This is a genomic window from Psychrosphaera sp. 1_MG-2023, from assembly GCF_030548245.1.
GTDB classification, from domain to species: Bacteria; Pseudomonadota; Gammaproteobacteria; order Enterobacterales; family Alteromonadaceae; genus Psychrosphaera; species Psychrosphaera algicola.
Genome location: NZ_JAUORW010000010.1, coordinates 37,690 through 54,260, shown reverse-complemented (window position 1 = coordinate 54,260; position 16,571 = coordinate 37,690). Strand labels below are relative to the sequence as shown.

The following is a 16,571-nucleotide window of genomic DNA, read 5'->3' as shown; positions in this document are numbered from 1 at the left end:
ATTCTTATAATTGTTGTGAATTAAGGTTGAAAATCGACAAAAAAATTGGCGGTTAACCTGCCTGACTTAGGATCTGGGTTAACGTCAACGTTTGGTTTTTCAATATGAGCTGAATGTAAAATGGTCGCTGGATAAATAACCAACCTATTAGGTTTGTAATCAACAGTATGGATCAGCTCAAAATGCGGATCTGTCCCTGTAACATACTGCTGTTTGGGGTTTCCATGTTGATTAATATGTTGTTGTGCGGCCTGTAAATATTGTTTACGCCTTGCCTGTGTAACATTTTCAAACCCTGTTGGTTTATGACGATAAAAACTCGTGCCACCAAAATCTCCAGGGTTTAAATAATGTAAAATGGCAAAGCTAAACGTTTCGTTATTATCAAAATGGGGAATACAGCTAAGTAAGTTTAAGTCTGCAGGTCGTTGTGTGAGCAAAGAAAAACAGCCATTCCTTGGGTAAAGTGTTAACTCTTTTGGAACTTGAAAGTGCCGATATAAAATGTGAGCTGAAAATTGCAATATCGCCATACCATATTCAGCCCCCACGTTGGCACGCACTCCTGGATAATAGGTGCCCTGTACCATGCTGGTACCATAATCAGCAGTAACGCCATTGGCTATCGCTGCCGACGGGTCTAACAAAACGTCATCAACGACAAAAATTGGGGTTTGTTCATGACCAATGTTTTGGGCCACTTGGCGTTGTTTTCGATTGATATCAAACATGCGTATTTTCCAATGCTCTCGAACTTAACTTAGTTAAAAGCCACTATTTAGCGCCGATAACAAAATGCTTGCCTTGCTTTTTAGTTAGCGCTTCGTCGGAATCAATAGCTGTTAAATAGACTACCCAAACATATTTCCCTGCTGGAAAATTAGTCACCAGATCACTAAACGGCACTGAGATCTCTCCCGGTTTTTTAACGGTATATTTTAATGCACCGAGTTCTTTCCAGTTGCTGCTGTCTAATAACTTCAAATGCAGATCACGATTTTCTGTGATGTCATATTTAGCGGTTAATATCACCTCAGAATCATCAATGATTGTTTTTGGCCAAGTTACTTTTTTAATCAGATCTTTTTTCGAATAAACCGACGGTTCTGGTGCTTTAGGCGCGTCAATTACAGTTATTACTTTAAACTTTGTATCACCAAGACGGTCATTCCAATTTTTGCCTTTTGGTGCCAGATAAGCATTTACACGATATTTACCCGGCTTAATATCATCGATATCAATAGAGAAATGATAGTTTCCTGACTTCTTAATCCGTTTCATCGTGCTCTTAACTGTTTTACGGCTCTCAACTTCTTGTACGGCAACGTATAAATCTCGTAACTTAGACAGTGATAACTCAATTCTGACAACAGGCTTTTCTTCCAAGCCAATAATTAGGTTGTCTAAATCAAAGTTGACGATCTCATCGTCCTGTGCACAACTTGCCGTCGATAAAAATGCGCTTACCATTAAGATAAATGTCGCGATTGTTTTAATTAAATTCATATTCACCTCAACTTAACCAAAGTTTAATTAATTGTGAGCGACTGATGTTCGGCAAAGACCAAGGTGCCACTGCCGAACCCAGTATTCTTAGTTAGTTATTTTTTCTTGTATACGCGCACCCAGTCGACTTGCATCGCACTTGGGTAACCTTCTGCTGTCGCTTTTTCAGGCACAGTGCATCGAACAAAGCCATTTGGGCAATTATTGTATGAAACATGCGGATACCTAAGACCTAAAGATAACGTGACGTGCATCGGTAAATGCCAGTGTAGATTTGGTTTTTCTGCCACCTGTACGCCGTCAATAAACCAGCGAATGACCTCTGGCGTCACCTCAGCCCCGTAAATGTGGAAGTCGTCTCTTGCGTCAAAGTCTGCATGGATCTTATTCCGGGTGAGTTCTGGGTATTTTCCTGGGCGTTTCCATATTTCTTTGCCATTCTCAATAATTCGAGTATGTAAATTCATATCGATGACGTTGGCACCGTCATAGCCTAATGGCGCGTTTTTGTCCCATTCGGCCTGTTGTAACTCAACAATATCCACCTCTGAATAGGTAGCTTCGCCCTCATGTTTTCCTTTTAATCCCATTTTTGAAATCTCGTCATTTAAACTGTAGATCCAAAACGCGGGACTCGAACCAGGAAATGTCGGAATACCTTTCATCCTCGCTTCATAATATCCATAGGTTTGGTATTCATGGGAGCGAATGATCCCTGATTTATAAAACAGATCAGTCGTGACTTTTCTGCCTCCATCTTTGTAAGCGCGGCGCACGGCCTGGTGTTTTTCATAAGTAAGTGCAATATTTAAATTGCCGTCCTCGACCGTTACATTGTCTTTTGTCCAAGACCAAGGACCCCAGCCTTCCGGGCTATTTGTCCACTTGCCTTCATCTACTTTCGTTGAGTTGAACTCGTCCGAAAGTGAAGCAACATATTGCCAATTTGTGTTATCTGTGTTTTTTAACGTCGGTAACGGTGTCGTTTGCCCTTTATTCTGCGGTTGCGCATGTTCAAATGTTTGTTTTGTTGCCGTCGAACAAGATGCCATCGCCATTAAATTGGCGGTAATAATTAGATAACAAAATAATCGGTTTTTCATAGAATTGCCCCTTATAAAAAAGCCACCTAAGCAGGTGGCTTTTCATGTTTTAAAACTCGACTAATTGACTTCAACTATCGATAGTTCATCAATTAACAATGTTTGGCCTTCAGGTAAACCAGTCACTTTGAAGCCAGGGAATACCGGGGCATTTGCATCCCACTCCGCAGGTACTGTCCAAACCGGTGTACCAGATAACTTGTCGATAAGCTCAACTAACTGCCAGTCCGTAGTCCTTTTTAGCACGGCTGACTGAATACCTGCGCTTGGCAAACGACGGTCATAACCAGGCCCAGTGATACCAGCTGGGTAGTTCCAGTTTATCGATACATGAGACAACTCAATATCATCTGCAGGTACATCACTCAACTTAGCCCATACTGTAAATTTGTATTTTTTCCCTGTCGACGTGTCTGGACGACCAAATCGTTGGGTATACCAGTTTTTATCATTATTCCAAGCGCCCTGAACGATAAGGCGACCAGCGCCATTTGCTGGGTCGATGTTTTGACCACCACTGATCTCGATAGCATTGCCAGACAGCGCATCTGCTGAAACGGTTGTACCGCCCCACCAATTAGGCCCAACATTACCGTCTAACTTAAAGTCAATGATCCAGTTAGAATCAACAGGTTCTCCCGGATCACAGGCCAAATTACTTTCAGCGGTAACCGTGATGTTTTGCTCTGCAACATCATTTGCACTTGTTGCGCCGGTATATCCTGAATCTAAGCCAACCGTTAATGTTGAACTTTCGCCAACCGCCAGTGTATTGGTATAACGACCAGTTGCACCAAATTCACCGTCACTTTCAGACATAGCAAATTCCGTCGTTAGGTTGGACGCACTCCAGTCATAACTATAAACACCAGATAGCGTGTCATTGACTATGCTTGGTTTAACTTCGGCACCGATTGATGTACATGTTGGAACCGTTTTTGTTCCTAGTGGAGCGCCTAGTTCGTTATAGTCTTGGTTCACAATCTCAAGATTGAATCCAGGAGTTACCGTAATGGTTGCCTGTGCGGATAGAGACGAGTCTTCTTCACTGGTTACGGTAATTACCGTTTCACCCTGATTCGCAGCGGTTACGTTGCCATCGGCATCGACGGTTGCAACAGATGTATCAGCGATTGAATAGGTTAAATTTGAGTTACAGGCATAAGCTGGAGATGTTGCAGATAACATAGGTTCTACAGCACCTGACGCCAAAGAAAGGTCAAACGCTTGAACGCTTGTAACTGGATCCGATATGGCATTTACCGTTAATGATAAAGTTCTTCTATCAACTTCTTCACCTGGCGCAAGTTCATGGCCAACATCGACAATATAAGAAATGTTGTAGGTAATCGAGGTTGGGAAATCTCGTAGGCCATCAGGCGCAGGTGTTCCATCGTCATTCGTACCACCACGGACATCAGTTTCATCACACATGCGAAGGGCTTGGTCAAAGGCATCGGTATCCAATACCAACTTAGTGCCGTCCTCAGACATAGTAAATGGCGAAACGTTATTGTTCCCTTGATTACCTTCACCTTGAGGGGTATTAAAGGCGGTGTTTACAGCCGCAAATTGAAATTCACGGATAAAAATTGGTGATGGATAAGAATCTACTGACAATGCTTTCCCATCTACCATGGCCCCTTCAAGTAAATCTATTTCAACGACACCAGACAGCTCTGGATAAGATTTGCTAAATGGTGCTTCGTCAAATGTAACAGGCTTGCTACTTGAAAAATTGTAATCCAAACCTTCATCAACACCACAGCTTGCAACCGCGGTAGAAATCATTGCGCTAAGCAATGCTTGCTTAAATAATTTATTCATCTCTTCGACTCCAAAAGTCTCTTTTTTGGGTAGGTCAGGCTCCGCCCAACCTACACACTTAATTTGTTACTAACTTATCTGTGCCTGATTAGAAATTGGCACGAATACCTAAACGGAACTGGCGACCAGTATTGCTAATCGCGAGTGTACGTTCGTCAGTCACGTCATTTTCAAAGACGTTCCCTTCGTTCATATACACTTCTTGATCTTCTGTTCTCGTCATATTACTTGTGTAGAATTCACGTCGAGTGTCTTCTAGTACGTTGGTAATATTGAACGTCATGCTGACGTTTTTAGATAAGTTATAACTCGCGCTAAAGTCACTTCTATGTGTTTCGTCTTGCCAAGCTGCACCGCCATTTAAGCCATCATTCAATAATTGAACTCCGGTGTAACGCTGTGCCCAACGCAACGACAACCCATCTAACTCATAGAATACAGTGGCGTTATAAGCGTGTTCTGGTGTGTAATCCATTGGCAATGGATCCATGAATACACCTGATGTCCCAATTTCTTCAGCTTCTTTTTCTGAATGTTGATATGTATAGTTGATGCTTAAACCTAATCCACTAAGCGCCCCAGGAAGGAAGTCGTAGTTTTGGGTGTAACCTAGCTCAAGACCAGAAACAACCGTACTATTACCGTTTTTATAGATGTTGATATTGGCAACATGACATTCGATTTCCCATTCACTCGCAGAGAATCCGGCATAATAACGATGTGGCATACAATTTTGTTCACCGCGCATTTCACCTTCACCCGGCATACGGGTTTCGTCATAATCCAACAATAGGTTTGCGCTTTGTAAATCGTATTCGGTTCTGACATCTTTATAATGGAATGGTGTTACGACATTTTCGACCATATCGACAATATCTTTGTGGAATACCGCAGCGGACACTAAACCAGACTCGTTGAAATACCACTCAAATGAAATATCTACGTTTGTTGATTTTAACGGTTTAAGATTAGCGTTACCCGCTGATCCTAATGCCGTTGGTCCCCATGGATTTTCGTTCATTTGTAAACGAGGATTTAAGAAATCAAACTCTGGACGTGTCATTGTTTTTGATGTCGCAAAACGAACGATCATTTCGTCATTGATTGCATAGTTAAGATTTAAGCTAGGCAATAACAATGTATGTGTTGCAGAACCGCTATTTGCAGCTGAACGGATAGTAGAATTATCTTTGTTACCGTTTGGTCCGACAAATGATGTTGAACGGTCAAGGAATGGCCAAATTTCACCTGCGGCACCAAAATGTCGGTGTTTAGAGCGAGGCGCATCAACTTCATTACCATTTATATCCACTACCGTATTTGGTAATGGAACTAAGTCATTGATCACCGGTGAAGCGCCTGTGTAATCAATAAACACTAAACGGTTTGTATCCATACCGCCTGGTAAAACCCAAGCACCGTCTACATAAGGGATTGTATCGTCATTGTCGAAGTTATAACCGTGAGTTAGCTGCCATGCAAAGCAACCTGCCAACTCAGATTCATTTTGTGGCGCCCAACGTGTGTCGTAAACATCCATTACGTTGTCATCACCGTCGCGTCTAAAGTTCATTTGTGCGTCTGGGCAAGCTTCAGAGCCTTCAATGTCACCTAAACCACGTTCGATAAGTAGGTTATAAGGGTCAACCAAATGAGGTGGACGATGGTAATTGATACCACCATAACCACTTGATTCATTAGAATCTTTAACAAAACGAACACCAATGTTACCGGTTAAACGACCGTCAAAACCTTCAAAGTTTAGTTTTACATAAGCCGATTGCGTTTCCGTTGAAATTTCGCGTGTGCCCTGTGGGTTAACCGCGATACCAACGGTATCTGGGTCACGACCAGCAAACTCTGCTAATGCTTTTTTCGCATCTAACATTGGCCAGCCATCAAAATAAAAGTCACTGGTATCTTTGAACAATCCTTCACCAAAGTTGTCATATGGGAAAGCTTCACCAGATAACATATCAACAACACCAATTGAGCCCATGCCTGTTGTAGCGTATGACACATTTGGATTTGAGTTATCAACAACTGCCGTTCCCGTGTTGATAGTTTGGTTTTGGGTATAAACGTCTTTAACACGTTTTGAAGCTTTGATACCAAATTCGACGCCAGTGACGTAATCGAAATCGAGCTCCCATTGGAAATCGAGTTTTAACGATTTATTCGTATCTGTTTGTTCATTGTTTCTAAACGTTAGGCCACCTAAATGGTTGGCATTTAAATCTAATAAACTAAAACGACTCGGAGCCGAAGTCAGGCTGCCGTCATATGGGTCAATTACCGCTAATGAAGAGCTAATGTCAAAGTCACATTCAGCTGCTAAACAGTTGTAACCAATCGGCTCAATAATGTCTGCTGGCATTTCATCAACAGAACTGTTACCTAGTGTGCCCCAGGTTGCTGTAGATAAACTAATAAAGTCATCTGTTCCTTCAACAGTTTCAGAAAAACCAACATTAAATTGCATGCGCAAATTGTCTGTTAAATCTTGTTCAACTGTAAATGAAAAAACATCAGTTTCAAGTTCACGCGTGCCTTGAGAACGGTTAAAAAAACCACTTGAAAGTCGACTATAAGAGCGTTCTAACGTTTGTGTTTCAACATTAACTGTATTCCAATCTAAAACGGGATCATTTCCTGAAATACCAGTACGAGGAGCAAAATTCATTCTAAAGTTGTGGTAATCCGTTTCAACCGTTTGCTTGGTTTTGGTTAAGTCCAATTGGATATTTGTTGAATCCGTAGGTTCCCATTCAAAACCCGCAGTTGCTGAAATACGTTCACGAATATTTGAAGCAACAGAGATGTCGGTATTGTTACGAGCAAGGACGTTGTATTCACCCTCTGAAATTACCGTTTGAGTTGCCGGATCGTAATCGACTAACGTCGAGATATCATTAAGAACACGGTCACCGGCTTCGTTAAGCACATATGCACCACTTGAATCGGTTTGAAAACCAAGTACACGAATTGCTTTGCCATTTGTATCCCGGGCAATGCGTCCTGAGTTCGCATATAGATCAGAAATGCCTACACCGCCTTCAACCCAACTTGTGCGCGTACTATCGTTACGAGTTTGTTGTTGGTCAGCAGACACTGTGAAAATCACACCAAATGTATCATCAGCAAATTTATCAGCAAAACTGGTCGTCACTCGGCCATCATATTTGCCAGAAAATTCATTATAACGACCTTCAACGTTTACCATACGGCGAGGTTCATTTAACGACAGTGGCTTAATTGTGCGCAATACAACATTAGCGCCTAGAGAACCTTCATCTTGCTCAGCAGACGATGTTTTAACAACATCGATTGAAGATAGAATGTCAGAAGAAAATGAGCTTAAATCGACAGATTGCGAAGCAATCTCACCTTCGTTACCTGAGTTACCACTGGTAATGGCAACCCCATTCATCGAAATTTGGTTCATTGAAGGCGATGTGCCTCGAATTGAAATTCGAGTACCTTCGCCGTCTTCCTCTATAACCGAGATCCCCGTCACTCGAGAAAGTGCATCAGCGATGTTTTGGTCGGTAGATTTACCAACATCTTCTGCATGAATTGAATCAGAAACATTGTCAGAAAAACGTTTGGCGTTAACGGCTTTTTGTAAACTGCCTCTAAAGCCTTTTACTTCAATGACTTCAATATCGTCATCGGCGTTTTTATCCTCAGGCTCAGCAGCATAGACTGGATTGCTTAACAGCACTCCCAGTACAGCAGCAGATATCGAATTGAGCTTGTAGTTGGTTTTCATGTGGTTCTCCACTATTTTATTATAGTTCTAAGTGCCTGTTGATACTGCTTACATAACACTAATAAATTTATTTATGTTATTAAAGACTTCATTATATGGTCAGACCAGCGTTTTAAACGTAAAAACGTAACGCCAACCTGACGAGTTGTTATTAATGAAGTTTTATGTTGTTGTTTTTATTTAGTTTTGTATCTTTATTATGATATTGGTCCATTCGGTCGATATCATAGTTTTCAAATTTGCGTTGTAATAACCAACGCGGTCTTTCCAAACCTGACTCCCATTCAAAAAGGGTTTTGAACATATCCTTTACTAGATCAGGATATTTAGCAGCCACATCTGTCAATTCTTGCTCGTCTTCTGCGATGTTATAAAGTTGTGCCGGGCGGTCAGGAAATCGCATCAACTTCCAATCACCAATTCTAACTGTGCCACGAACATCTTTTTTCCAAAACAAAACCTCATGAGGACGATTTGTATTTTTGCCATTTAAATAAGGGACTAAGTCAACGCCATCAGTTTTTTCAATTTGCTGAACGTTGCCGCCTGCAGCAGCGTAAAATGTTGGCAGTAGGTCAAGCAAACTTACCGGGTAAGGATACACACTAGCGGGTTCTATTTTACCAGGCCACTTCATTAAAAATGGCACTCGCACCCCGCCTTCTAAATGGTTAGATTTAGTACCACTTAATGGGAAGTTGTCTGATGCATTGCGGTCTGTAGGCCCGCCATTGTCATTGGTAAATACCACAATTGTATTGTCGTCAATTCCTAACGACTTGAGCTTGTCCATGATCTGTCCAGAAGCTCTATCAAGTGCTAACGTCATCGCCGCTACCGTTTTACGTTTACCTTCAAGCTGCGGAAATTTAGCTAAGTCCTCAGGTGTTGCATCCATAGGCGTATGAACCGCGTTAAAGGCAACAAAAGCTAAAAATGGTTTATCTTCTTTGACTTTACGTTCCATAAAGTCGATGGCTTCGGCTGCCAATACATCTGTTAAATAACCTTCATGTTCACCCATAATAGCGAAGTTACGTTCCATCAGGTCTAACTCACTTGGTGGCGCTTTTGAATAAGCGAAATAAGAACGCGCTCCACCTCGGAAACCATAAAATTCGTCAAATCCTCGATTTAGCGGATGGAATTTGTCGTCGCCACCTAAGTGCCATTTGCCATAATATGCTGTCGCATAACCTTGTTCTTTTAAGTAGTTACCAATGGTTTTTTGATCAACAGGAACCCCCATATTACGGCCGTCATTAGCTGAATTTGCGCTCATGTAACCAGGTACATTGTTTTCTTCAAATCCAAAACGTTGTTGATAACGACCTGTCATCAAGCCTGCACGCGATGGACCACAAGTTGGGTCGGATACATAACCTTGGGCGAAACGTACACCTTGTGTTGCTAATTGATCTAAGTTGGGCGTGATCATGACTTTACTGCCATGAAAACCAAAATCTCCGTATCCGGCGTCGTCAGCAAACAAGACGACGATGTTAGGTTGCTTCTTATTACCGTTAACCGGTTTGTTAGCTGCCGCGTCTGACATTGCAGACAAGGACATTAAAAATATGACGAACATCAACGTTTTCATTATAAAAACCTACCTATGTCAGTTCTACCCTAAAAAATTGGGCGGGACACCGAAGTGTCGCCAACCCAAAAACAACAGGGATTCTTCTAATTAATCAAATATAAAAGCGATTACAATAAAGCTGCTCTAATCGTTTACTAATATCGACACACGTTTATTCGACAAGTATTCTTCCAAGCTATATTTTGAACAGTCTTTACCTACACCACTTTGCTTTAAGCCACCATGGGGTAATTGCACAGAATAATGAGCTTCGTTAATACAAACGCTCCCAGCCTCTAACTGTTCAGCTGCTTGCATCGCGCGTTTCAAATTAGTCGTAAATACATAGGCCGACAAACCAAACTCACAATCATTGGCTAGCGCAATTACGTCATCTGCATCACTAAATGAAATAACAGGTAGAACCGGACCAAATATCTCGCACGATGTTGCTGTCATCGCTAAATTTGCATCTGCTAAAATAGTAGGTTCGATGTAATAGCCAACCGGTTTGTCTGCGGGTACTTTGCCGCCGGTCACTAATTTGGCACCTGAGGCAATCGCATCGTTGATAACACCTAAAATACGGTCTTGCTCACGCTTGTTGATAACCGGTCCCATTAAACGCCCTTCCCCGTCGCCTGCGGTTAACGTCAAACTTTCAGCTCTCGCCTTAGCAAGTTCAATGAACTTAGGGTAAACCGATTCGTGCACAAAACAGCGATTGGGTGAAACGCATACTTGGCCGCTATTACCAAATTTTAAATCAACAATGTTGTTAACTGCTTTTTCAAGTTCTGCATCGTCGTAAACAATTACCGGCGCATTACCACCGAGTTCAACTGAGAAATGCTTAACACTGGTGCAGGCCATTTGCATTGCCTTAACACCCGCATTGGTCGAGCCAATCATGGTAAATAAAGACGTTATATTGCTTGTTAATAGCGGATTAGTAATATCGTAATTATTACTAGTGATAACGTTTATAACACCTGCTGGAAAGCCAACTTGAGCAGCCAACTCCGCGCACTTTAAGGTCGCTAATGGTGTTACTTGAGAAGGTTTAATTATTGCAGAACAGCCAGCAGCCAATGATGGCCCGAGTTTGTAACCAAAGTTAAGCAATGGAAAATTCCAAGCAAGATAACCAACAACAACACCTAACGCCTGGCGCTGAATGTAATGATGGAAACGTCCATCTGGGTCAATAATAACGGGTTGGTCAATGCGATGTGCTTCTTCGACAAAATAGCGCAAACAGGTCGTCAACATACCGAAATCATATTCAGCATTGTCCATTGGTTTGCCAGTTTCTGAAATCAAGATAGCGATGATTTCTTGTTTATGTTGCTCTAGCAAATCCGCATATGCACGGATAAGCTTCGCACGCTGTGCTAATGAGGTTTTCGACCACGTATCTAAACCTTGCTTGGCGCTTGTTAAACAATCTTCAATTTGTGCCGATGTGATGTCAGGTACACGGCCAACAACTTCTTCAGTTGCAGGGTTAATGACATCAAACGTTGAGTCAGACTCAACCAATTGGCCATTAATTAACATTTTGTATGCTTGTTCGCTCATTTTGTTTCCGTCGCTTTAATATCAAATTCTTTTAATGCATCAGTGTCGATTTCAACACCTAAACCTGGACCTGTTGGTACAATTGCTTCGCCCTCAATAACCTGAACTTCCACTTTATAAAGATTGTCACGCAATGGGTTTTCCGTACGGTCGTATTCTAGCAGTAATTGCTGCTCTTCTTTACGTCCTGGTTCTGGATACGCTGTTGCCAAAAAGTGTGTTGCTGCAGCTAAGTTTAACTGAGTTCCCCATACATGTGGGATCATATTAAGTCCGTTGGCTGAAGCAATAGCCCGAATTTTGAGAGCCTCACTTGGACCTCCACAATACGCTAAGTCTGCTTGCACTAACTGAACACCGCCCGACTGAATTAACTTTTGGAAACCAAAACGAGTCTGCTCACACTCACCTGTAGCAATGGCTAAATCGGCTTTTTCATGCAACTTCTTAAATAACTCTGGATGCTCTGGAGACAATGGTTCTTCAAACCATACATAGTCATTGGCGTCTAGCAAACGTGCTATTTTAATGGCTTCCGGTAAATCGTAAGCATGATTCGAATCCGCGGCTAAAATTGTATTTGGCAAAGCTTCGCGCATGGCAACGATAAGTTTTTTGTCAAAATCAAGGTTTTTACCCACCTTAATCTTCATCGCCTTAAACCCTTGCTCAGCGTAGGTAATCGCTTCTTCTACCAAAACAGGTAACAACATTGATTCAGGTAAATCTTGAAAATACATACCGGTTGCATAACAAGACACTTTATCTCGTTGAGCGCCGCCCATCAGTTGACTAACACTTTGACCAAGAGCCTTTCCTTTTAAATCCCACAATGCCATATCGATACCAGACATGGCTGCTGTCATAACGCCGCCACGGGCAAAATCGAGTGATGAACGCCACATGTAATGCCAAATCATGTCCGTCGACAATGCGTCAAAACCTAGTATTCGTGGAGCATAAAACTTTTCTACAGCGCCTTGGATAACTTCGGCAGGTCCATAACATTCACCCCATCCTGAAATACCAGTGTCGGTAATAACTTCAATAATCAACACATTACGTTGATTATAAAACCACTGAGAGAAACCAAATGGTTCCTTTAATTCGCAACGTACGTGGTGGGTTTTAATACATTCTATTTTCATTATTACTCAACCTGCTCACTAGACTGACTTCAATATTTTGAAGCACCGGGAAGACAACCTAATGCCTTCCAATCATCGTTCTAATAGATACTTAATTCATTATGGGATTAATATAAACATATGATGTTTATATTTGCAATACTTTTATCGATGTTGTTATTAGAACAAAAAGATCCTTCTACAAGGATCTCAGATACATTTTGAAATAAAGAGACGCCGGATCAGGCACATCATCCTCGAGTCGCTGATCCTGAGCGGATAATGGGAAAGTGAGTAGGCACAGCGACAAGAAACAACCACAACGTATTAACAGCACGGCCACAGGCATTAGACATTAATTTAAACGCGCTAACGTTCTAACTTCTATGACTTCATAGCTAAGGTACCTACAGGCTATATATCGCTTCGCATTCAATATTAATTTGGTTAACTCCGCGGACGAAGATTAAACTCGTTAAGGTGTGCTTGGATTTCTAATTTTTATTTACGTGCTTTTCAAACGCCCTTGTTTCATATTGAGTTACTTCAATTAAAATTGTTTGATAACAAACCTATTGGGGCATTATTAAATTAAAACGGCTCCTAAAAATCATAAGGAATCAGTGTATTTTAAATACGCCTTTAAGATGTTAAATTTGCGTCTCAAAGATGTTTAAAAATATCGATCAGTAACTAACTCATTAAATAGCAGTATTAAAAATGAAAAATACAATCGCAGAGCTTTTCCAATACGACAGCTACAATTTATTTGTTAGTTCTTTGTATAACCCGTGGCTAGTAACTCTATCGGTGGCTATTGCTATTTTTGCTTCTTTTATGGGATTTCAAGTTGCATCACAAGCGGCATATAAATCGCCGATTCGAAAACACATTTCCCTTTGTGTTGGCAGCATCGCGTTAGGCGGTGGCGTTTGGTCTATGCACTTCCTTGGTATGTTGGCTCTAGAATTGTGTACCAATGTGACATATAACGTACAACTTACTGCAATTTCTGTTTTACCTTCCATCATTGCATCGTGGATAGCGCTAAATATTATTACTCGTGACCAAATTAAATTTACCCAGTTAATATTAGGTGGGGTTTTAGTCGGCGCTGGGATTGGGACCATGCATTATGTTGGAATGGCCGCAATGGAAATGGCGCCGTTGTTACGATACAACCTTGTCATGTTCGGTGTCTCTATATTAGTTGCCGTTAGTTTAGCAATTTTGTCTTTATGGATTAGTTTTGGGTTAAAAACCCAAAAAGTCGCTTGGATAAATAACAATGTAAAAATACTCATTTCAAGTGTCGTCATGGGTGGCGCAATATCTGGAATGCATTACACAGGTATGGCTGCTGCGCGTTTCGCTATGCCACCGGGAATAGAACTGTCGAAACAAACTAATGACATATCGATATTCTTGGCGATGGTAATTACCACAATTACCTTAACGATTATTTTTCTCGTTCTCGGGGCCAATTTAATATTTCGCTATAGAGATAAGTCAAAGGCAGCGATTAACAACGAACGACGACTGATAGCGACAATGAACACTGCGATAGATGGTATTATTACTATCGATTCAGTTGGGACTGTTATCAGTATCAATACAGCAGTAACTCATCTATTGGGCTGGCAACCAGAAGAGGTTATTGGCCAAAACGTTAAGATGCTTGTGCCTTCGCCTCATCAAGCTCAACATGACCAATACATCGAAAATTATTTGAAGACACGGGAAGCGAAAATAATAGGTTCAGGTCGCGAAGTTGAAGCATTAACAAAAAATGGCGAAAAAATCCCAGTGCGTTTGGGAATTGGCCATGTCGAACTTAATGACGAAAATATGTTTGTCGCGTTTATTTCAGATTTACGCGAACGTCAAAAAATGGAAAACCAGTTACGGGAAAGTGAATCCCAATTACGATCGTTGGTGACCAATATCCCTGGCATTGCCTATCGTTGTTTAGACTTGCCTGGTTGGCCAAACGTTTTTATTAATGATGAAATTGAAAATATTGTTGGTTACCCAGCAAAAGATTTTTTGTTACCCAACCCAAAACGCAGTTTAGGAGACTTTGTACATCCAGAAGATATCGGCAATATTACCGCTACAGACTTACGAAGCCCCAAGGGTTATAAACTTGAATTTAGATTAATTGACCGAGAAAATAATACAAAGTGGATGTTAGGTTATGGCCGGGCAATAAAAATTGACGGGTCTGATGAATATTACCTTGACGGTTTTATCATGGACATCACCGACCGTAAAAAAATGGAATCAGAACTCATTGCTGAGAAAGAAAATGCAGAAAAAGCCGCCGCGACTAGGGCCGCATTTTTAGCCAACATGAGCCATGAGATCCGAACCCCGATGAATGCAATCATTGGGTTTAGTGACATTCTATTGGACGAAGAGCTGAGTAATAATCAAAGAAAACAATTAAATACCATTAACCAATCCGCCAAATCCCTGCTGCATATATTAAATGATGTACTCGACAGTGCGAAATTAGAGAAAGGTAAATTTCAATTAGAATATCGAGACTTTTCACTTGTTGAAGAAGTCGACACCGTTGTCTCAACTCTTTGGTTACAGGCCCAAAACAAAGGCTTGGACATTAAACTCAACATCGACAAAGCCACCCAACGTTGTTACAACGGCGTGCCCGATAGGATCAGACAAGTCCTCACTAATATAATTGGCAATGCCATTAAGTTTACGGAAGCTGGGCATGTCACCATTGATATAAACGAAAAATCGGAAGGGATTGTAACTTTTATTATTTCAGACTCTGGAATAGGCATGACGTCTACACAGTTAGCAACGATATTTGATGCGTTTGCTCAAGCAGACGAATCAATGAGCCGCCGTTTCGGTGGTACAGGTTTAGGTACAACCATTAGTAAGCAACTTGTTGAGTTAATGGGCGGAGAAATCACCGCGCGGAGTGAGCTAAATATCGGTTCTGAATTTGAATTTTCTATTCCTCTTACTCCTATCGCACCAATACAAAAAGCGACAACGGCGGTTTCCTTCAATGAATTGCCGCCATTGAATATTCTGATTGTTGACGACATCGAACAAAACCTAGATCTGTTGTCACTTATTCTCAAACGGAATAACCATAAAATAACAGTGGCTCGAAATGGCGTTGAAGCGTTAAGCAAAATGCAAAGTGATAAATTTGACGTTGTTCTTATGGATATTCAAATGCCCATTATGGATGGCCTCACCGCCGCGAGTGAGCGACGTCAGTTCGAACAACAAAATGACCTACCACGACTGCCTATAATTGCGTTAACGGCCAGTGTTTTACCACAGGATAAGCAGTCTGCTTCAAAAGCTGGCATGGATGGATTTGCAAACAAACCAATTGATATGCATCAATTAATGGGAGAAATTGCCAACGCATTAAGTCTACAGAGTGTTGCGTCAGAAGAGACTAAAATCGCGCCTGCTGAAGACTTGCGAATTGATATCGAAAAAGGCATTGCGTTATGGGGGTCAAAAACCGTCCTATTTAGTGAAATATCGCGATTTTTAGGTCAATCAAACGACGAAATTGAAGCGCTAAAAGTGCTGATGAAACAGCAAGATTGGCTATCTGTAGAAGAAACGGCCCATAAAAATAAAGGGGTAACCGGAAATTTAGCACTTATTAAACTAATGATATTGTTTGCTGAATTAGAGCGTGTTAGCCGTCAACGTTTGGAAAAAGAATGCCTAGCTGTTGTCACCAACATTGAAGTTGAAATCGATTTATTAGGCATGTGTGCTAATAAAATGCGAGCAACGTCAACAGAGCTAGAGGAAACACAGGACTTAGCAAACAGTGACGCAGATGATACCGTTGCTAATGAAGAACTGTACAATACCTTGCTGCAATTAGAAAAACATGTCAAAAACAATGAGTTTGATGACCCATTATTAGATTCTTTGCTATCGATTAAGTCGGTGCATTCTAAAAAGATAAATGACATAGTTGCAGCTTGCAATGACTTTGAATTTGAACTCGCTTTAAGCCGCATTGTTGCCCTTGTGAGCTTGCTAAAGCCTGAAACCTAAAT

The 16,571-nt window shown here is 41.3% G+C and carries 9 protein-coding genes; 1 reads left to right on the top strand and 8 read right to left on the bottom strand.

Annotated elements, in window-relative coordinates; genetic code table 11:
• Positions 1 to 20: 20 nt before the first annotated feature.
• The 8 genes from Q4575_RS10970 to Q4575_RS10935 all read right to left on the bottom strand — a co-directional run bounded on the left by Q4575_RS10970 (position 21) and on the right by Q4575_RS10935 (position 12,519).
• Complete coding sequence (locus tag Q4575_RS10970; protein WP_215964101.1) at positions 21 to 731, bottom strand: DUF6445 family protein; 711 nt, start codon at positions 729 to 731, stop codon at positions 21 to 23.
• A 43-nt stretch (positions 732 to 774) separates the two neighbouring features.
• Positions 775 to 1,506: a hypothetical protein gene (locus Q4575_RS10965; RefSeq protein ID WP_303522985.1), complete on the bottom strand. Its 732-nt coding sequence runs from the start codon at positions 1,504 to 1,506 to the stop codon at positions 775 to 777.
• A gap of 95 nt (positions 1,507 to 1,601) precedes the next feature.
• Entirely contained in the window at positions 1,602 to 2,609 is a 1,008-nt protein-coding gene (locus Q4575_RS10960) for a family 16 glycosylhydrolase (RefSeq protein WP_303522984.1), read from the bottom strand.
• A 60-nt stretch (positions 2,610 to 2,669) separates the two neighbouring features.
• Positions 2,670 to 4,436: an Ig-like domain-containing protein gene (locus Q4575_RS10955; RefSeq protein ID WP_303522983.1), complete on the bottom strand. Its 1,767-nt coding sequence runs from the start codon at positions 4,434 to 4,436 to the stop codon at positions 2,670 to 2,672.
• An 88-nt stretch (positions 4,437 to 4,524) separates the two neighbouring features.
• Positions 4,525 to 8,208, bottom strand: a complete 3,684-nt coding sequence (locus Q4575_RS10950; RefSeq protein WP_215964097.1) for a TonB-dependent receptor — start codon at positions 8,206 to 8,208, stop codon at positions 4,525 to 4,527.
• Positions 8,209 to 8,359: 151 nt separating this feature from the next.
• Positions 8,360 to 9,808, bottom strand: coding sequence for a sulfatase-like hydrolase/transferase (locus tag Q4575_RS10945; RefSeq protein ID WP_303522982.1), 1,449 nt, complete (start codon positions 9,806 to 9,808; stop codon positions 8,360 to 8,362).
• Positions 9,809 to 9,934: 126 nt separating this feature from the next.
• Positions 9,935 to 11,371 carry an aldehyde dehydrogenase family protein gene (locus Q4575_RS10940; RefSeq protein ID WP_215964096.1) on the bottom strand — a complete coding sequence of 479 codons (1,437 nt, stop codon included), beginning with the start codon at positions 11,369 to 11,371 and terminating at the stop codon, positions 9,935 to 9,937.
• A complete protein-coding gene (locus Q4575_RS10935) occupies positions 11,368 to 12,519 on the bottom strand; it encodes a mandelate racemase/muconate lactonizing enzyme family protein (RefSeq protein WP_272182283.1) in 1,152 nt (383 codons plus the stop codon). Before Q4575_RS10935 ends, Q4575_RS10940 begins: the two co-directional genes overlap by 4 nt.
• Positions 12,520 to 13,218: 699 nt before the next feature.
• Between Q4575_RS10935 and Q4575_RS10930 the strand changes: the two genes are divergently transcribed.
• Positions 13,219 to 16,569: an MHYT domain-containing protein gene (locus Q4575_RS10930; protein ID WP_303522981.1), complete on the top strand. Its 3,351-nt coding sequence runs from the start codon at positions 13,219 to 13,221 to the stop codon at positions 16,567 to 16,569.
• Positions 16,570 to 16,571 lie beyond the last annotated feature (2 nt).